Below are 15,940 nucleotides of genomic sequence, written 5' to 3' on the forward strand. Positions count from 1 at the left end.
CTACGCTTTTGCTGACTTAGTCGCTCTGAATTCAGGAATTGTAGTTACAATCGCACCCACTAACGCAAATAATGTTCCAATGATTGTCACTAAATAAACGGTATTGCCTAATGACGGTAATAATAAGTCAATTAATACAGAACCTAACAACTGACCCGCTGTTGAGGCAACGCCTAACATCAGTAAGCCTAAACCACGTACTAAAATAGCCATTAATGCGATAGACATAAGCCCTAAAGGACCACCTAAATACATCCACCAAGTACCTGGTAATTCAAGAGTGATATGACCTAATGCCATGCGAACAATAAGAGCAATCGTTAAAACAGTGAAGCCGACAATAAAGTTCCAAGTGATAGACACCATCATAGAACCTGTTGCTTCAGCAACTTTAGCGTTACCTGCTGGCTGCCAACCGGCTAATAAACCAGCCAGAAAAGGTAAGATTGCTAAATAAATAAATGAGGTTGAGTGCCATTGTGGAGAAACTACAAATAAAGTTGCAACAACAGCTAATATTGCACCTAATACACGATATGGTGTGAAATATTTTTTCTCATCAACACCTACACCAAAGCGGTCACATAGTAAACCTGATAATAACAGTGCTGAAATTAATGCTGTTTGGAATGTTGCAATTCCTAACGCGCTCGCAGAAGCTCCTTCAGAGAAAACAACCATTGCACCACAAAGGCCCGCAAACCAGTTCCATAATGGGATTTTGCGCGTTTTAATTAAACTTGGAATTGAAGCAAATTGTTGGCGATACTGTTTTTTCGACATAATGATAAAAAACATCACCACTAAACCACTGGCAAAAGAGATAACTGCACTGGCGTTACCATCTTTTAAAACATGCCCTAACTGCCCATTCACCGCAGACTGCATTGGTGATAGCATACCTGCTAACACAGTTGCTAACATCAGCAATGGTGTTGATAAATTTTTTGTACTCATAAGATGTTCCTTTTGGATTATTGGCTATGAGTGATTTCTTTTTTTATTTTTCAAGTAATCGGTTTTATTAGCGCAGAGCGGCAACTCTGCGCTTTTTTACTTTTTATTACAGTTATTCTTAATTCAAATTAACGGGCAATTTGTTTAAGAATGTTAACCCACATATCTGCATAATGAGGCCATGCTAAAAACTCTTTGCTACCCCAATGAGGAGAACAATCACTCATAAAGCAGCCTGTTTTTCCTTTTTCGAACTGACCAAATACCAGCAATGGATCTTCGCCAATATTTAAAACGGTTTCTGTATTCTCTTTAGCTGAAACTTTGTTATAGCCAAGGAACATAGGCCATTCACCAAAGCCTTTTACTGATGCATGCTCAGCATTTACAGCACTTGCAAATACACCTTCAGGCGCTTCTACACGATCGTCGCCATCGAGCATTTCAACAGGCAGAACTTCTGCAAGTAATGTATTTTTGTAGTTTGCTTTAGCCTCAATACCCATAAATGACAGGTAACCACCAATCATTAATAAGCCACCGCCATTAACTACAAACTCTTTAATTAATCCTAATGCGTTAGGAATGACTTTCATGTTATAGAACGTATCGTTTTGCAGAAGGAACGTATTTGCACCAATATCACTAATAACAATGACATCGTATTTAGCCAATGCTTCAGCCGTTTGTGGAAATGCAACCTGAACGGTATGAGCAGGCATATAATCAACTTCAACACCTTTTTCTCTTAAACAACTTAATAAGAACGTAGAACCTTCTTCATATTTGCTGGAAGTGAAACTGTCGTAGCCTTTAGAGTGGATCATATGAATGTGCCATGACTCACCAATAAATAAGATTTTCATTTTTATTCCTCTTTCAAAAAAGATTATTTATTCAGGGGATTGGGTGACAATCTGTGAATATGTTGTTTGATTGATGCGATGCATGACATTAATATCTTCAGGCATTTCTGAAGCATTACTCGTCTCAACAGCTAATGATGAAAAAGCTGATGCATAGCGTAACGCATAAGAAAACTGCTTTCCTTTTGCCAACGAGGCAGCGAGCGCTCCATTAAAAGCATCACCTGCCCCTGCTGTATTTTTTACAACTGCCGGATATGCCGGCGAATAAATATACTTATATCCGTCATAAGCTAACGAACCTTTACTACCCAGCGTAATAACCACTTTATTTACGCCTTGTTGATAAATAGAAACTGCAGCATTTTTTGCAGATTCTAAATCGAGTACTTCTATTCCAGATAATAAACTGGCTTCCGTTTCATTAGGTGTTAATACATCTATCATTGGAAGTAATTCATTAACTATTTTATTATAAGGTGCTGGATTAAGAATAATAGGTATATTATTTTCGTTTCCAATAGCAATAATTTCTTTTAATGCCTCAATATTTGTTTCTAATTGAAGTAAAATTATATCCGCATCAATAATTTTATCTTTTTGTATTTTTACTTCATCAGCAGTAATATCCATATTAGAGCCAGAATAAATAGAGATAATATTTTCCCCACTCTCTTCAGAAACAAAAATAGATGCAGTTCCTGTTTGATAATTTTCAGTTTGATATATCGTTGATGTTTTTATTCTTGATGATGATATAAAATTAACTGCATAATCACTAAATTGATCAGTACCTATCTTAGTTATAAAATGCACCTGTGCATCAGCATAACTCGCCGCCAATGCTTGATTACAACCTTTACCTCCTGGTGAGAAGATAAATTTATTCGATAATAAGGATTCCCCGGCTTCTGGCAATCTAGGAAGATAACTAATCATATCAACATTAAATGAACCCAGTACGCACACCTTATTTATTGCTGTTTTGTTTGCTAAATCGTTTTTATCAATTTGATCATTACATTCTAGAAATTGTATAATTTCTTTTTTTGCAACTTTATCTAATGTTTCAAATTCTATAAAAGCACCACCATGGCACCTTTTTATAATTCCTTTTTCTGCGAGTGTATTTAAATCTGATCGTATTGTTTCTTTGGTAACATCAAGTTCTTTAGCCAAAACAGAAACTTTTACTGCACCATTACCTTTAATCAGATTAATTATTTTTTTATGACGTTCTGCTTTCATTTAATGTTACCTCTATGGCAACAACTTTAGTTTATTAGTTGTTATGGGATTGTGATTACAATCATATGTTATTTATTAAAAGCAAAAAAAAGCAGAAACACAAAAATAAAAAACAAAAAGAAACAGAAATAAACAATGACAATAGTAAGATAATTTAATAAATGAATTTTTAACTTATACTTTTTTTAGAAAAAAATGAGTAAATTTACAATGTCGTCTTACCTTATTAATATAAATAAATTTAATATTGTTTTTTTATTTTTATACAGAAAATAATATTATTGATTTACATATAAAAATAAAATTTATTTTTATATGTAAGATATTACAAAAGAAATCATTTTATATCACTATAAACTATCCGTAATAATGCTTAAATAAAATACAATCTAATTGAATCGTGCAATGCATTAATTATTTTTATCATCTCTGATTTTTAAAACACATCTACCATAAAGACATTTTAATCATTAAACACCAAAGAAAATGTTATCTTTTCACCAGAGAACGTAAATTACTTAAGTAATGCAAAAGAAATGCTTAAAACACACTCAGTTTTCATCTTTCATTTTTGTGACCTAAGTAACATTTAGTTAGATAAAAACGTCATCATCTTTGTCTATTTAATTCACCAATGAGTCAATCTTTGAATTCATATTGTAAATCAAGAAAGATTTTTATCTATTTTTTGTGCTATCTATAAATATGATTTGTTTTTTTTAATTACGCCACCTATAGCAATTAAATCTACAATAAGAATAAATGGAGATAATAATGCCAATAAATATAGTATATTGAATATTTTTAACCAGTTAGATTTGTCAAAAATTCTTTTTTTAGAAACATTTAGACATAATTATTTCCTCGCACTTCACTCATTTTATACTAAAATTTATTCATACCGTCAGACATAACATAAATTACTGACAAAAAGCACAACGTAAAATAAGGATATATCAATGAAAATAAAATCACTTATCGCAATCTCATTATTAAGCGCTAGTTTTTCTCTCTTTGCTGCAGAAAGTTCATCAACTGCTACTAATATTCAAACTCAAGATGTTATTCAGGCTCAAAAAGAACTTAACGATTATGAGAAAATCATGATAGAAAAAGTTTGGATAACAACTGACGCTATTGATGAAAAAGGAAATAAAACAACTCCAGATAATGCTCAAGTTAGCAACTATTTTGGGCTTGCAGAATACTACCCTAATGGCACATTTATTATGTTTACGCCAGAAGGTAAACAAAAAATGCAAGGTGACTGGTCAATGTCAGACGATGGCAAAATACGCACCTTAGTTGCCAAAGATACTGAAGGTAAAACACTATTCTCCCGTGATGTAGAAAATATCACAGTTAAAGATGATGAGTACACCTATCGTATTTATCCAAATGCTGATGATCGTAATGTCTATTTCGATATTATCCATCACGTTAAAAAGTAAATTGAGTACGTTGTTTTACTTGTGAATTAATCCTACTCAATAAGTAAAAAAGGGTTACTTATTTTTATAAGTAACCCTCATTTATTTTATAACCGACTTAACATTTCACCGAGATTAATCAATTAATTAAAATATGGTCTGAGATTGACCTTCAATCCAATAAATCACTTTGTGTGCTTCTTCTGGTGTTGGTACTTCCAATTTATTCAACATACGTTCCATTACTTTAGCTGGCACAGCTTCGTTTCTTGCATTATTTTGCCTCTGCCATTGCGCATAAGGGACTTCAATATATACCAACGTAATTTTTGCATTATAACGATAAAACAAAGAGATAAGTTGATCTCGCATTTTTCTTGTAATATTGGTGGCATTCCAAACAAAAGGTTTATGCTCTCGTAAATATATACGAGCTTGTTCTTTTGCTTGCTGTGCTATCCAACCATTAGCATCTCTGTTATCAGGTTTAATATTATGTTGGCGACGGAGATCATCTAAACTCACAATCGGAAGATCTGCACAATGTTGGCGAATAAAGGTATCTTTTCCCATACCAGGTAATCCACATAACACTGTCACTTCACTTCCTTTTTCAGGATAAGGCTCATAATTACAATCCGTACTACTGTCTGTATAAAAATAGTGAAAACGAGCATCATTTGAAGGAAATGGAGCAGCTCTACGCCAACAATTTAACTCTTCACAATAAAGTGTAAATAACGCAATTTTATCAAAAAGAGCTGGTTTATCTTCACAGTCTCGCCCTAAAACATCAGCTTTAGCTAATAATGCTAATAAATAGCAATCTACTCTCTGTGATGCAGCAAGCAGAGCTTTTTTAGGATCAGGTTTATCCATCACCCACAACGGTAAACCGTGAAAGCGAACTAAAGCAGCGATCTGCTCTCTATCAGCAAAGCTTAAAGGTACTTTTTTATACAGAAAAAGACGCGTTGTTAGCTCACCTTTACGTGCATGACCTGGTGAAACAATACGTCCCTCTTCTTCCCGAGTTGTAGAACGTTTTTCTACATCATGAAATAGTGCCGAGATCCATAAAATTTGCTGTTCTCTTTCAGTTAGCCTCGTATATTCTGGCAATGATTTCACTGAATTGATTACTCTTTGTGTATGTATCGCCACATCGCCTTCTGCATGATGAATAGGATCTTGTATAACACCAGCCATATCATTTATTTCATCATACAGTTCACAAAGGTGTTCCCATGACATTTCAGTGTGTAGTTTTTTATGAAGCATCATTGAGACTCCTGTGTTTTTTCCCAAATTAAAGAGGCTCGCCGCCAATTTTTTTTCCAATGAACATCTGTTTTAACATGGTCTTTTCTAACATATTTAAAAACACGATGAGAAAAATCATTTAAAGAAAATGACTGTGCATCTCGTGTAACAATACCTTCCATTGGACTTGGCTTTTGAGTTAAAACATCTTGAGATTGAAAAAAACTTGCCTGTTTAGCTTGTGAAACAATCATATTTTCAAACTCTGTTTTATCCTGACATTCAGGCAATTTAATTTCTGGCACAGTAGGAAGATCAAACAAAGAAGCATAAAACTGCACTTCTTCCCAACCTAGCCATTTATCTTTATAACGAACCGCAAACACATAAAAATATTCTTCTAAGTGTGCATATTCAATAGAATGAATGGCATATAAATTTTCACCGAAAATATCTAATTCACCTAAATCATTTTTCATCATTTGCCAACGTTGACGCAATTGAGATGTCCACGCTGATTGCGTTGGAGTTGCATGCGAACGCGCAAAAACCCCCATTTTATTTAGGCAATTATTTTCTCCATCTAGTTTTTCTGTATGGATAAGTTGTTTTATTTGACAAATGTCCTGCCACCATTGCGCATTTATACGATCGTCGTTTGTTGTGCCTGGTGAAAAAGGATAGTGATAAGTTCTATCATATTTTTGTGATTGATTATTCATTATTTAATACTCATTAAGTAACAGAAGTTCTACCAAATTTTAAAATAAACTTGGTAAGTTAATTTTTCTGTAATTGCACGATTTTTTCAGTGCCTTAATGCGTATTACATAATAACAACCTACAATTAAAGAGAAGTGAAAAATAAATAAGTGGCTATATTAACCATAAGCTTAGTAGAGTGCTAGATAAATAATATTATTTATCTCTTATATTACTTTTTGCTTAATTTTCAAATCGAATATCGGAGGAAGTATGTACAACGATCTTCAAGGAAAAGTCGCTGTCGTTACGGGGTCATCAAGAGGAATTGGTGCTGCTATTGTGTCACGATTAGTCGCTGAAGGAATGAATGTCGTGATTAATTATCATTCTGACGAAAAAGAGGCTCAATCCCTTGCCAATGATTTAAATAAATTAAATTTAGGTAAAGCCATTATTTTTGGGGGTGATATTAGCAACGAAGATGTTGCCCATAATTTTATTTATTGTGCCATCAATCATTTTGGCAAGCTCGACCTTCTTATTAATAATGCTGGTATTGAAACACAAACACCTTCCCATGCTGTTGATTTAGCTGATTGGCGTAAAATTATAGATGTGAATTTAACGAGTTACTTTCTTACCGCCCGCTCTGCGCTAAGATATTTTGTAGAAAATAAAATTCAAGGCAATATCATTAATATATCTTCAGTTCATGAAATTATCCCTTGGCCCACTTTTGCAAGTTATGCAGCAAGTAAAGGTGGGGTAAGAATGCTAACTCAATCTCTCGCTCTTGAATATGCAAGTCAGGGTATTAAAATTAATTCAATTGGCCCCGGAGCAATAAATACCCCCATCAACAAAGAAAAAATGCAAGATGATACGCTTCGTGAAGAATTAGAAGAGATGATCCCCATGAGATATGCTGCTGAGCCAGAAGTCGTTGCTAATGTAGCCGCTTGGTTAGCATCTGAACAATCAGCCTATATCACAGGACAGACTATTTTTATTGACGGAGGGATGACACTTTATTCCTCTTTTCAATCTGGTAAAGGTTAATCGACAATAAAGTTCCCACTTTCTATATTACTAGAAAGTGGGATGTATTATTAATTATTCTCGTTCTAAATAAAACACAATATTTTCAGTGTTAATCAAGTTATTTGGAAATAATAAGCTCTCTATCTGAAATAAATGGTATATCTAATTTTCGAGTTCTCTTGGAATAGGCCCCTTCTCTATTAACCATGTCATAACGGCGAGTTCTGTCCAATAAACACTTAGTCTTGAGTAAATACTAGACATCTGTTTTTTAACTGAATTTATATAATTAATAAACATTATTTAAATTAGTATCTTATGGGAATATTAATTTAAATAATGCAAATAACAATATTACAACAAGTAAGTAGACTGAAAAACAATTCTATTTGTTTTCACAATATATCAATAGCGTATTATTCTCTGATGATTAGGTTATTCGCCTATAACACATTACAAAAAAATACAAATAAACACTAGAAAAATTGTGATCAAATACACTTTTTTGCATCATTAATGCTATTTAAGACAAATAGAAACTGCTTTTTTATCAACAAATAGGTAATCTAGCGGTCTGATTTTGATGACCAAACATGAATAGTTAAAAGGATATTTTATGTTTACTTCACAGCTCATGCTGGTCGGTTATGTATTGTTGGTAAGTCCTTGTGGAAATGATTCTTGTGATGCTGTTCCTGTTACAGAAACAATTTATACTAAAGATGAATGCACAACGCGACTTAACTACTTAAAACAAAAAAGACCTGACCTTATTATTTTCTGTGGAGAAGTCTTGAGAGATCCTGAAGTCACTGATGAAAATCCTTATCTCACCCCACCAGATAGTGCAGATGACGTTTTCAAAATTAAGTAATTAATCTATTCTTAATTTTATTCTTAAGGTAAAATACAATTTAATTTGTTTTCTTTTTACGATATACTCTTTGTACTTGAATATGTAAGGACACGTATTAGGAGTCACTAATGTCTATTGCGAAACGTACCAAAGATAAACGCATTGCGTTAGGTTTAACACAATCAGAACTTGCCACTTTAGCAAGTACGACACAGCAATCTATAGAACAACTAGAAAGTGGTAAAACTAAACGTCCCCGTTTTTTACCTGAATTAGCAAAAGCGTTAAATTGTGATTTGGCTTGGCTACTTGGAGGTGAAGAACAAACCAATGCAACTTCTGAAATTCCACCAGAGAATGAATGGCAACCTGTAAGTGAATGGGACAGTAATACTCCTTTAGGTGATGATGAAGTAGAAATACCCTATTTTAAAAGTATCGAGCTCGCAGCAGGTGACGGTTGTTGTACTAACGAAGATCATAATGGATATAAATTGAGATTTTCAAAAAGCACATTACGCCGTTATGGCGCATCATCTCAGAACGTGATCTGCTTTTCTGTTTATGGCGACAGTATGTCACCCGTTATTCCAAATGGCTCAACAGTTACTGTCGATACAGGCAATACTCGTATTGTTGATGGTGGTATTTATGCTATCGAACAAGATGCCTTGTTTAGAATAAAACTACTCTATCGTCAACCAGGCGGTAAATTGATTATACGTAGTTATAATAAAGACGAATTTCCTGATGAATCAGCGGAGACAAGTTCTGTAAAAATTATGGGGCGTATTATCCATTGGTCAGTAATGGCTTGGTGATCAATAAGCAATCAATAACTTCATAGTATAGAATTTTCAGTAACAACTTGTCCTTTAGACAATAAAACCGTTTTATCTGCTAGCGCTTTTATTTCACGAGGCTCATGAGTAACCATGATCATCGTTATCTCCTTAGATTTTAAGGAACTCATTAAATCCCAAAGTTGATAACGTGTTTCCCAATCCAAACTCGAAAAAGGTTCATCCAGTAGTAAAAGTTTGGGTTGGCTAATAAGAGCTCTTGCCAATGCAACACGTTGTTGCTCGCCCCCTGATATTTGATAAGGATAACGTTCAGCAAGATGTGCAATTCCCATTTGCTCTAATATCGCCTTTTCTCTTTCTTTACTTCTTTTCTGTTTTGCACCATATTGTGCTAGCCATAAATTTTGTGTCACCGTCATAAACGGAAATAAATAAAGCCGTTGATTTAAATATCGGCAAGAACGCAACCACACTGGCTGTTCATTTATATTTTTATTTGCAAGATAGATATCTCCAGAGTACGAAGTATATCCAGCAATCGCATTTAAAAGTGTAGTTTTACCGCTTCCTGATGTACCACTTATTCCTAAGCAAGTTCCTTTTTCTACCTTTAACGAGACATCTTTTAATATGCCCGATGTTAATGAACGAATTTCTAACATGATGCCTTCCTTTCTCGCTGTAAACGATGCAACGCAAATAATAAAGTAATCGCGATAGCGATAAGAACGAGCGCACAACCTATTGCCAAAGTGAAATCTCCACTGGCGATATTTAGATAAATTGCCATAGGCAACGTTTCGGTTTTTAACCTTGTTGCACCAGCTAGCATTAACGTAGCGCCAAATTCACCTAAGGCTCTAGAAAATGCAATAATGCTTCCGCTCATTAGCGCCGACCAGCAAAGTGGTATTTCAATTAAGAAAAATGTTTTTGTTGGTGTTAATCCTAAATTTTGTGCTGTTTGAATATAAGCAGGATCAACTGACTTAAAAGCAGAAAGGCTGTTTCTCATAATAATCGCGCTAGCAACATAAGTTTGAGCAATAATAATACCCAATGGTGAAAAAAGAGAGCGAGATAACTCAGGAAAAATACCTGTTAAAGGCCCCTGATTTCCTAATAACAATAATAATCCGATACCGATAACTAATGGAGGAGTCACCAAAGGTAAATCTAATAACGCATCAATGAAACGATGCCCTTTAAAAGGAATTCTTGCCATTGCCCATGCGGCGGGTACACCTAAGATAATTGCCAAACATAAAGAAGTTAGCGCTGTACTGAGTGACATACCAATAGCAAAATGGAATTCAGGATCAATAATAACTTGCCTCAATTCAACATAAGAAAGTTGGCATATCAGCGCAATTAGTGATCCTAAGATCAGAAATAACAATAAAAAGAGTGGAATCAATGCCCATCGAAACACGTTATTTCCTTTTTTAAGATAAATATTTATTTTATTGTGATAATGAAAAAAGCCACCAGTGAGTTGGTGGCAAAAAACACAATTTATGTGAGAAAAAATTTATGGTTTCGAAATTACAGGAAGAAAACCATAATCAGTAAAAGCCTTGATCCCTTCAGAGCGAGTAAAATAATCAGCAAGTAATTGTGCTTCTTCTGGATTTGCTGATGTTTTTAAAACAGCAAGTGTTGCCACTTCTTCTGGACTACCTTCAGGAACTGGAAGTAAAACAAGCTTATCTTGATTTTTCATTGCATCTGCATATCCAATAATGGCAGCATCCACTTCCCCATTTAATAAATACATAAGCAATTGTTTAATTGTTGCAGTGCGAACCACAACTTTATCGCGTAATTTATCGCCTTGTCCTGATGCATCAATAAGTTGTTCGCCACTTTTTCCTAATGCGATAGCTTTAGCATCACCCATACCTAGTTTTAATGAACTATTCGCAAGATCTTCTAGGGTTTTAATATCCCCCACTTTATCTTTACGCACAGCAATAACTGGAATATGGCGAATAATAGAATACTGATTAACCACTTGCCCTTCTTTATCTAACTTTTCAACATAATCTTGTGACCCAGGAAAGAATAAATCTCCCTGCTTAGTTAAATTAAAGCGTGTTAATATTTGGCCTGAACCACCATATTCAATAGTGACTTTATTTCCTGTCTCTTTTTCAAACACACTCACAACCTGCTCTACGGGTTGTTTTAATCCAGCCCCTGCATAAAGATGAAGCTCAGCTGCAAATGTATTATGACAAATTAATCCTAATGCTAATCCTAAACTAGCAAGCAATTGGCGTTTCATAAATATGGTAATCTCAATCATCGTTATATAATTTTTTATATAATGAATGATATAAGCATTTAAGGCAAGAGACTCATATTAAAAAAAGGTAAAAATGTTAACAACTTATCATTTTTATCTTTTTCTTTATGTATAAGATTTACAGAAAAGGCCTTTCAAAATAAATGCTTATTATCAGAGATAAGTAGATCTTAAATAGTCATTTGCCAAAAAATCCTCGCTTTCACGAGGATTTTATTACTAATTATCTAACTCTAATAATGCCAACGCTGTGACTTCATCAATTACAATATCAGTGGCATAACCTCCTTTTATCGCCCCTATTGTTGCTTGAATATTTTCCACACCACCAGCAATAAAAAGTCGTTGTGTTATTTGTCTTAACTGAGCAAGACTTATTCCCATTATCCTAAGGTCAATATCAGAAACTAAAGGATTACCTTGCGCATCATAAAAACGTCCACAAATTACACCGACAGCGCCTAAATCACGATATTGAGCCATCTCACTACTCGTTAAAACCCCCGTTGTTACCAAAGGATTATCATCAAATGTATTACCCACAACAAAAAGGGCTTTATTACACTGATTTAGCGCCGAAAAACTGCGTCTAATAATAGGCTCAGCTTGAAGTTCCATTGCTAGGCGCGCACTAGAAACTACCGCAGGTACATGCAAATTAATACTGCACCCTGACAACTTGTTTGCAATTAACGCGGCTGCTTCTGTTGTTTTAAAATCAGGCTGTGGCGCTACGGCGCCTATCATTTGTAGTACTGTGATATTTTTTAATGACTTGGGTGAAAGATAATTACCCAATTTATAAATTGTTCGTCCCCAAGCAACACCTAAAATATCATCGTCATTAATTATCTGAGAAAGATACATTGCTCCTGCTTTCGCTAACCTTTCTCTGTTCATATTTAAAGTATGTTGTGATTTATTCTTTTCTTCATCAGGTAAAATAAGCACATTATTAAGATCGAATTTTGCTTTTATTCTGAGGGCATAATCAATCGTAGAAAATACTGATGAATCCAAGTTAATATTTACGAATCCTTTTTCTCTAGCTAAATGCAAATATTTCACGACAGTAACACGAGAAACACCCATAATATTTGCAACTTCACTTTGGCTGAGTCCGTCCTGATAGTAAAGCCACGCTGCATAGAGAACGGGATCATTATCAAATAAACTCGCATTTTTTAGCGAATTATTATCCATTTTAAACCCCACAAATTTTTATAAATCTTATGACTAATTAGTTTATTTTATATTAGAGATATTATTGAAAATAAAATACCTTTAGCCAAATTAAGCCTATAACACAAATAGATACATTTCATTAATCTACCAATAATATCGGCACTCTTATATTTTTCTTTACTACAAGAACCTTATAATACGTAAAATGCCCTTAATAATGCCGTAAACAGCTCATATCGAGAAAGTTTTTTTTGAAAATACTGTTTTATTTCGCTAAAAATAAAAATATTAGATTTAAGTTTTAAAAAGTTTTATTTTGATAAAATTAAAATCATCAAGCTTTATTACTGCTATGAAAAATCAAATTAATTTTAAAAGGACAAACAATGATAATTGCATACTCTACAGCACCAAATGAAAAAATCGCTAATGAAATTGCGCATTACCTCATCAATACAAAACTTGCTGCTTGTGTAAACTTAATACCTCAAGTTAAATCTATTTATCATTGGGATAATAAAATTATTGAAGATAATGAAATACTTATGATGATAAAATCTGAAAAAAGTAAACAGCAAAACTTAATTGATGCTCTTGTCGAAATACATCCCTATGATACTCCCGAAGTGATTATAATACCGATTGAAAATGGTTTTAAAGGTTATCTTAATTGGATCCATACTTCCTTGAGCTAAAATAACGTTAAATTTTTAGTGATATCTCTTTTCTAATATCTTTTTTTCAAAAAAATGATAATTATTTGTAATTTAAAACAACTTATATCATTGTCATCTAAATTATAAGACAAGTAACCCATTGTTAATATTAAACTAAATTTATTGTTTTTTAATAATGACAGTATTTAAATACTCTTTATAAGAATAAATATTTTAATTTAAAGTAACGACAATCTAGTTAATTAATTAAATTTCGATTAGAAAAACGTTTTTTATTAACCTAAATATGTTTTAAAAATTATAGAAAAATAGCCTTTAATGCTAAATTAATAAGGTTACCAACACCTTATTCTTTTTATTTTCTGTTATAATAAAAGGGCTTTCTCTAAATTACATGTAAAAAGGAGTGAGTTGTGAAAACAAACAGAGTCGCAAGACGAATTTTAGGTTTACCTTATAATTTAAGTCGGTCTAAAAAGAAAGTGCGTTTTTCCATTATTGCCTCTACAAACGCTGAAAATGTACCTGCTGAGTTAAAAAATGCAGCTAAAGTCTGTTTAAAACAGGATTTCAGAAAGAAAGCAACGCACAAGCGTATCTATATGAAGTTAACAGATGCTTATCCTGAGTATCTTGCAACTAATTAATATTTTCATACGCAAACGCTATTTAATAAATATTTTCTTATTTAGTTTGTATACTTAAAATATTAAAAATAGCATATCCCTTACATTATGTAAGGGATATTAGTTTTCTAGGCTAGTTCATTTTTCTACTATTTATAGAGCGCTTTTCTTATATTTATAAGAGCAACTTCTGCAATTGAAGGCTCAATTTCATCAGGCAATAGACTTAGTTGAAATGCATTATTAATAGTCTTAATAAGAATTTCACTACGCTCTAATAATTCATCATAACTAAATTGTCCTGCTTTAATTGCTAATAATTCATCTCTATTATCACACCAAACCTTCACTTTCCCTTCTTGTGCTATCCCTAGTGCGATATAAAGTAATCTAAAAGTATGCATCATATTTTTACTATCGTAATTTCTTCCATGATCGATGTTTTGTTGGTAACGAACATCATTACGTTGCTCAACCCATTGCCAATATTCATGATATTGCTTGCGATATGCACTATAACCTTCTTTATTAAAGCTAAGATAACCTTCTGGTTTTGCTGTTTTAGAAATACTACTTAGCAATACATCATTAGCATTTTCTTTTTTTATTATTCCTTGATAAGACACTTTATCATCATAATAAATTGCATAAATATCTTGTGCGTGGGTAAGTTTTGTTAACCCAATATGTTCTTGTTTCCAATGCCGATTTTTTAGCCACGTATTGATTAATATTGTTTTTCCATCTTCAATGACATAACAAAAATCGAGAATGGATTTTAATTTTTTTTCGACTGGATTTACTATTTTTTTGTTTAGCCCTTGAGCCTTCTTAACCTGCCTTTGTGCATAATGTACAAATGTTTGAACACAAGTTTTAGACAAAAACCATTCTGGCTTTATTAATGACATTAAAGGGTGTCGATAAATAACCATATGTTCAGGTGAATTAAGTAGCTCTAAAATATTAGGATTAGATGCACATAATAGTTCTATAAATCTCCCAAGCTCATAATAGACTATATCATTGCTTTCATTACTTACTTGTGGTGTGTATTCCAACCCATAAAAAAGATCTTTAGGGAGGTAAAAGACTCCTTTAATATCTGTATCTGATTTTTCTGTCGCAAGATTATGTGAACGACTTCCTGCGATACTTTCAAATAAAAGGTAAGGTTTTATATCTTCAATAGTCAGTTTCATCTAATTTTTTCCTAAACCAATTATTTAAAATATCATTATCAGGTACTATTCTTTTGGTTAATTGGACATTTGTCTCTTTCCATAAAAAAGTCACTAGATATTGCATCGTATGTGTTGGAACCCAAGTAAAATATTCATTTTTATCTGATTTAAATTCTACTAATTCTTTGATGGTTTTTTGTTCTTCAACAGTTAAAATTTTTATCAGTTTATCCAATTCCATAGGTGGAATTTCACCCGTTTTCACCGTCCAATAGGCAGATAAAAGAGAACGTAACATATAGAACCATTTTTTTAATTTTATTGGCTCTGCACTAATCTCATTTTTAGAGTTATTTTCAGGAGAATATCTACTCACAACTTTAGCTATTCCTCTGTAATGATGAACAATTACTTTTGGTTGATAATAGAGTTTTGCCAGTTCAAATAACTCTTTTTGAACATTAGAATATTGTTGATAAATTATTGGCGATTGGAGCCATTCTAATAATATACAATTCGATTTACGTAATAAGTGCAGCGCTTTTGTAATATCCCAAGCACCAACATCAAACCAACTATTTTCTATCCACTCGAAGGTTTCTTTAGGTTTATCAATAGAAAGATAAGCATTGCGTGGACGTATAAAAATACCTCTCACATCATAATCACTATCTGTTGAAGCAAACCCCCAAGCTCGGCTACCACTTTCTGCAACATAAAGTAATTTAACTTGATACTCTTGCTCTATTTGCGGCAACTTTTTTAATATCTCATTATGCATGATTTCC

17 protein-coding genes are annotated in these 15,940 nt (G+C 33.1%); 6 read left to right on the top strand and 11 right to left on the bottom strand.

The features are described from left to right. From DK861_RS14695 to DK861_RS14705, 3 genes are all read right to left on the bottom strand, one after another. Complete coding sequence (locus DK861_RS14695; protein ID WP_109400595.1) at nucleotides 1–957, bottom strand: DMT family transporter; 957 nt, start codon at nucleotides 955–957, stop codon at nucleotides 1–3. Between the two features lie 128 nt (nucleotides 958–1,085). Further along, nucleotides 1,086–1,823, bottom strand: coding sequence for a glutamine amidotransferase (locus DK861_RS14700; RefSeq protein WP_006532984.1), 738 nt, complete (start codon nucleotides 1,821–1,823; stop codon nucleotides 1,086–1,088). A 27-nt stretch (nucleotides 1,824–1,850) separates the two neighbouring features. Then, complete coding sequence (locus tag DK861_RS14705) at nucleotides 1,851–3,071, bottom strand: PfkB family carbohydrate kinase (RefSeq protein WP_109400596.1); 1,221 nt, start codon at nucleotides 3,069–3,071, stop codon at nucleotides 1,851–1,853. A 959-nt stretch (nucleotides 3,072–4,030) separates the two neighbouring features. Between DK861_RS14705 and DK861_RS14710 the strand changes: the two genes are divergently transcribed. Further along, the gene (locus tag DK861_RS14710) at nucleotides 4,031–4,522 is read left to right on the top strand and encodes a DUF4822 domain-containing protein (protein WP_109400597.1); all 492 of its coding nucleotides are present in this window, start codon (nucleotides 4,031–4,033) and stop codon (nucleotides 4,520–4,522) included. A 126-nt stretch (nucleotides 4,523–4,648) separates the two neighbouring features. Here the strand turns inward: DK861_RS14710 and DK861_RS14715 are convergent, their stop codons facing one another. Continuing rightward, complete coding sequence (locus DK861_RS14715) at nucleotides 4,649–5,785, bottom strand: AAA family ATPase (RefSeq protein ID WP_109400598.1); 1,137 nt, start codon at nucleotides 5,783–5,785, stop codon at nucleotides 4,649–4,651. Then, nucleotides 5,782–6,486 (bottom strand): RNA ligase family protein, encoded by a 705-nt coding sequence (locus DK861_RS14720; RefSeq protein ID WP_109400599.1) that lies wholly within the window; start codon nucleotides 6,484–6,486, stop codon nucleotides 5,782–5,784. The genes DK861_RS14715 and DK861_RS14720 overlap by 4 nt, the downstream gene beginning before the upstream one ends. 253 nt (nucleotides 6,487–6,739) lie before the next feature. Here DK861_RS14720 and DK861_RS14725 point away from each other — a divergent pair, with 253 nt between their 5' ends. The 3 genes from DK861_RS14725 (at nucleotide 6,740) to DK861_RS14735 (ending at nucleotide 9,187) form a co-directional block, all read left to right on the top strand. Continuing rightward, nucleotides 6,740–7,528: a glucose 1-dehydrogenase gene (locus DK861_RS14725; protein ID WP_109400600.1), complete on the top strand. Its 789-nt coding sequence runs from the start codon at nucleotides 6,740–6,742 to the stop codon at nucleotides 7,526–7,528. Nucleotides 7,529–8,126: 598 nt separating this feature from the next. Continuing rightward, entirely contained in the window at nucleotides 8,127–8,384 is a 258-nt protein-coding gene (locus DK861_RS14730) for a hypothetical protein (RefSeq protein WP_006532995.1), read from the top strand. A gap of 110 nt (nucleotides 8,385–8,494) precedes the next feature. Beyond that, on the top strand, nucleotides 8,495–9,187 hold the full coding sequence (locus tag DK861_RS14735; protein ID WP_072064132.1) for a helix-turn-helix transcriptional regulator: 693 nt from the start codon (nucleotides 8,495–8,497) through the stop codon (nucleotides 9,185–9,187). Between the two features lie 20 nt (nucleotides 9,188–9,207). Here the strand turns inward: DK861_RS14735 and DK861_RS14740 are convergent, their stop codons facing one another. The 4 genes from DK861_RS14740 to DK861_RS14755 all read right to left on the bottom strand — a co-directional run bounded on the left by DK861_RS14740 (nucleotide 9,208) and on the right by DK861_RS14755 (nucleotide 12,683). Further along, on the bottom strand, nucleotides 9,208–9,834 hold the full coding sequence (locus tag DK861_RS14740; RefSeq protein ID WP_109400601.1) for an ATP-binding cassette domain-containing protein: 627 nt from the start codon (nucleotides 9,832–9,834) through the stop codon (nucleotides 9,208–9,210). Beyond that, on the bottom strand, nucleotides 9,828–10,604 hold the full coding sequence (locus DK861_RS14745; RefSeq protein ID WP_072064134.1) for an ABC transporter permease: 777 nt from the start codon (nucleotides 10,602–10,604) through the stop codon (nucleotides 9,828–9,830). The genes DK861_RS14740 and DK861_RS14745 overlap by 7 nt, the downstream gene beginning before the upstream one ends. 99 nt (nucleotides 10,605–10,703) lie before the next feature. Then, the gene (gene modA, locus DK861_RS14750) at nucleotides 10,704–11,459 is read right to left on the bottom strand and encodes a molybdate ABC transporter substrate-binding protein (protein ID WP_109400602.1); all 756 of its coding nucleotides are present in this window, start codon (nucleotides 11,457–11,459) and stop codon (nucleotides 10,704–10,706) included. Nucleotides 11,460–11,699: 240 nt separating this feature from the next. Further along, nucleotides 11,700–12,683 (bottom strand): sugar-binding transcriptional regulator, encoded by a 984-nt coding sequence (locus DK861_RS14755; RefSeq protein WP_072064136.1) that lies wholly within the window; start codon nucleotides 12,681–12,683, stop codon nucleotides 11,700–11,702. 368 nt (nucleotides 12,684–13,051) lie between these two features. Here DK861_RS14755 and cutA point away from each other — a divergent pair, with 368 nt between their 5' ends. Together cutA and sra are read left to right on the top strand one after the other, a co-directional pair. Continuing rightward, nucleotides 13,052–13,360: a divalent-cation tolerance protein CutA gene (cutA, locus tag DK861_RS14760; protein WP_109400603.1), complete on the top strand. Its 309-nt coding sequence runs from the start codon at nucleotides 13,052–13,054 to the stop codon at nucleotides 13,358–13,360. A 395-nt stretch (nucleotides 13,361–13,755) separates the two neighbouring features. Then, nucleotides 13,756–13,989 carry a stationary-phase-induced ribosome-associated protein gene (gene sra / locus DK861_RS14765; RefSeq protein ID WP_109400604.1) on the top strand — a complete coding sequence of 78 codons (234 nt, stop codon included), beginning with the start codon at nucleotides 13,756–13,758 and terminating at the stop codon, nucleotides 13,987–13,989. Nucleotides 13,990–14,117: 128 nt separating this feature from the next. On the opposite strand, the gene DK861_RS14770 is transcribed toward sra, so the two are convergent. Next, nucleotides 14,118–15,170, bottom strand: a complete 1,053-nt coding sequence (locus tag DK861_RS14770; protein ID WP_109400605.1) for a nucleotidyltransferase domain-containing protein — start codon at nucleotides 15,168–15,170, stop codon at nucleotides 14,118–14,120. Continuing rightward, nucleotides 15,154–15,933, bottom strand: a complete 780-nt coding sequence (locus DK861_RS14775; protein WP_109400606.1) for a nucleotidyltransferase domain-containing protein — start codon at nucleotides 15,931–15,933, stop codon at nucleotides 15,154–15,156. Before DK861_RS14775 ends, DK861_RS14770 begins: the two co-directional genes overlap by 17 nt. Nucleotides 15,934–15,940: the final 7 nt, after the last annotated feature.

The organism is Proteus sp. TJ1640, from assembly GCF_003144445.1.
Classification (GTDB): domain Bacteria; phylum Pseudomonadota; class Gammaproteobacteria; order Enterobacterales; family Enterobacteriaceae; genus Proteus; species Proteus penneri.

What these genes read in the sequence shown, in the direction of transcription:
- DK861_RS14770 (WP_109400605.1), bottom strand. Translation starts at nt 15,170, where the DNA reads ATGAAACTGACTATTGAAGATATAAAACCTTACCTTTTATTTGAAAGT.
- DK861_RS14695 (WP_109400595.1), bottom strand. Translation starts at nt 957, where the DNA reads ATGAGTACAAAAAATTTATCAACACCATTGCTGATGTTAGCAACTGTG.
- DK861_RS14710 (WP_109400597.1), top strand. Translation starts at nt 4,031, where the DNA reads ATGAAAATAAAATCACTTATCGCAATCTCATTATTAAGCGCTAGTTTT.
- DK861_RS14735 (WP_072064132.1), top strand. Translation starts at nt 8,495, where the DNA reads ATGTCTATTGCGAAACGTACCAAAGATAAACGCATTGCGTTAGGTTTA.
- DK861_RS14725 (WP_109400600.1), top strand. Translation starts at nt 6,740, where the DNA reads ATGTACAACGATCTTCAAGGAAAAGTCGCTGTCGTTACGGGGTCATCA.
- DK861_RS14705 (WP_109400596.1), bottom strand. Translation starts at nt 3,071, where the DNA reads ATGAAAGCAGAACGTCATAAAAAAATAATTAATCTGATTAAAGGTAAT.
- DK861_RS14715 (WP_109400598.1), bottom strand. Translation starts at nt 5,785, where the DNA reads ATGATGCTTCATAAAAAACTACACACTGAAATGTCATGGGAACACCTT.
- cutA (WP_109400603.1), top strand. Translation starts at nt 13,052, where the DNA reads ATGATAATTGCATACTCTACAGCACCAAATGAAAAAATCGCTAATGAA.
- DK861_RS14775 (WP_109400606.1), bottom strand. Translation starts at nt 15,933, where the DNA reads ATGCATAATGAGATATTAAAAAAGTTGCCGCAAATAGAGCAAGAGTAT.
- DK861_RS14755 (WP_072064136.1), bottom strand. Translation starts at nt 12,683, where the DNA reads ATGGATAATAATTCGCTAAAAAATGCGAGTTTATTTGATAATGATCCC.
- DK861_RS14740 (WP_109400601.1), bottom strand. Translation starts at nt 9,834, where the DNA reads ATGTTAGAAATTCGTTCATTAACATCGGGCATATTAAAAGATGTCTCG.
- modA (WP_109400602.1), bottom strand. Translation starts at nt 11,459, where the DNA reads ATGAAACGCCAATTGCTTGCTAGTTTAGGATTAGCATTAGGATTAATT.
- DK861_RS14720 (WP_109400599.1), bottom strand. Translation starts at nt 6,486, where the DNA reads ATGAATAATCAATCACAAAAATATGATAGAACTTATCACTATCCTTTT.
- DK861_RS14700 (WP_006532984.1), bottom strand. Translation starts at nt 1,823, where the DNA reads ATGAAAATCTTATTTATTGGTGAGTCATGGCACATTCATATGATCCAC.
- DK861_RS14730 (WP_006532995.1), top strand. Translation starts at nt 8,127, where the DNA reads ATGTTTACTTCACAGCTCATGCTGGTCGGTTATGTATTGTTGGTAAGT.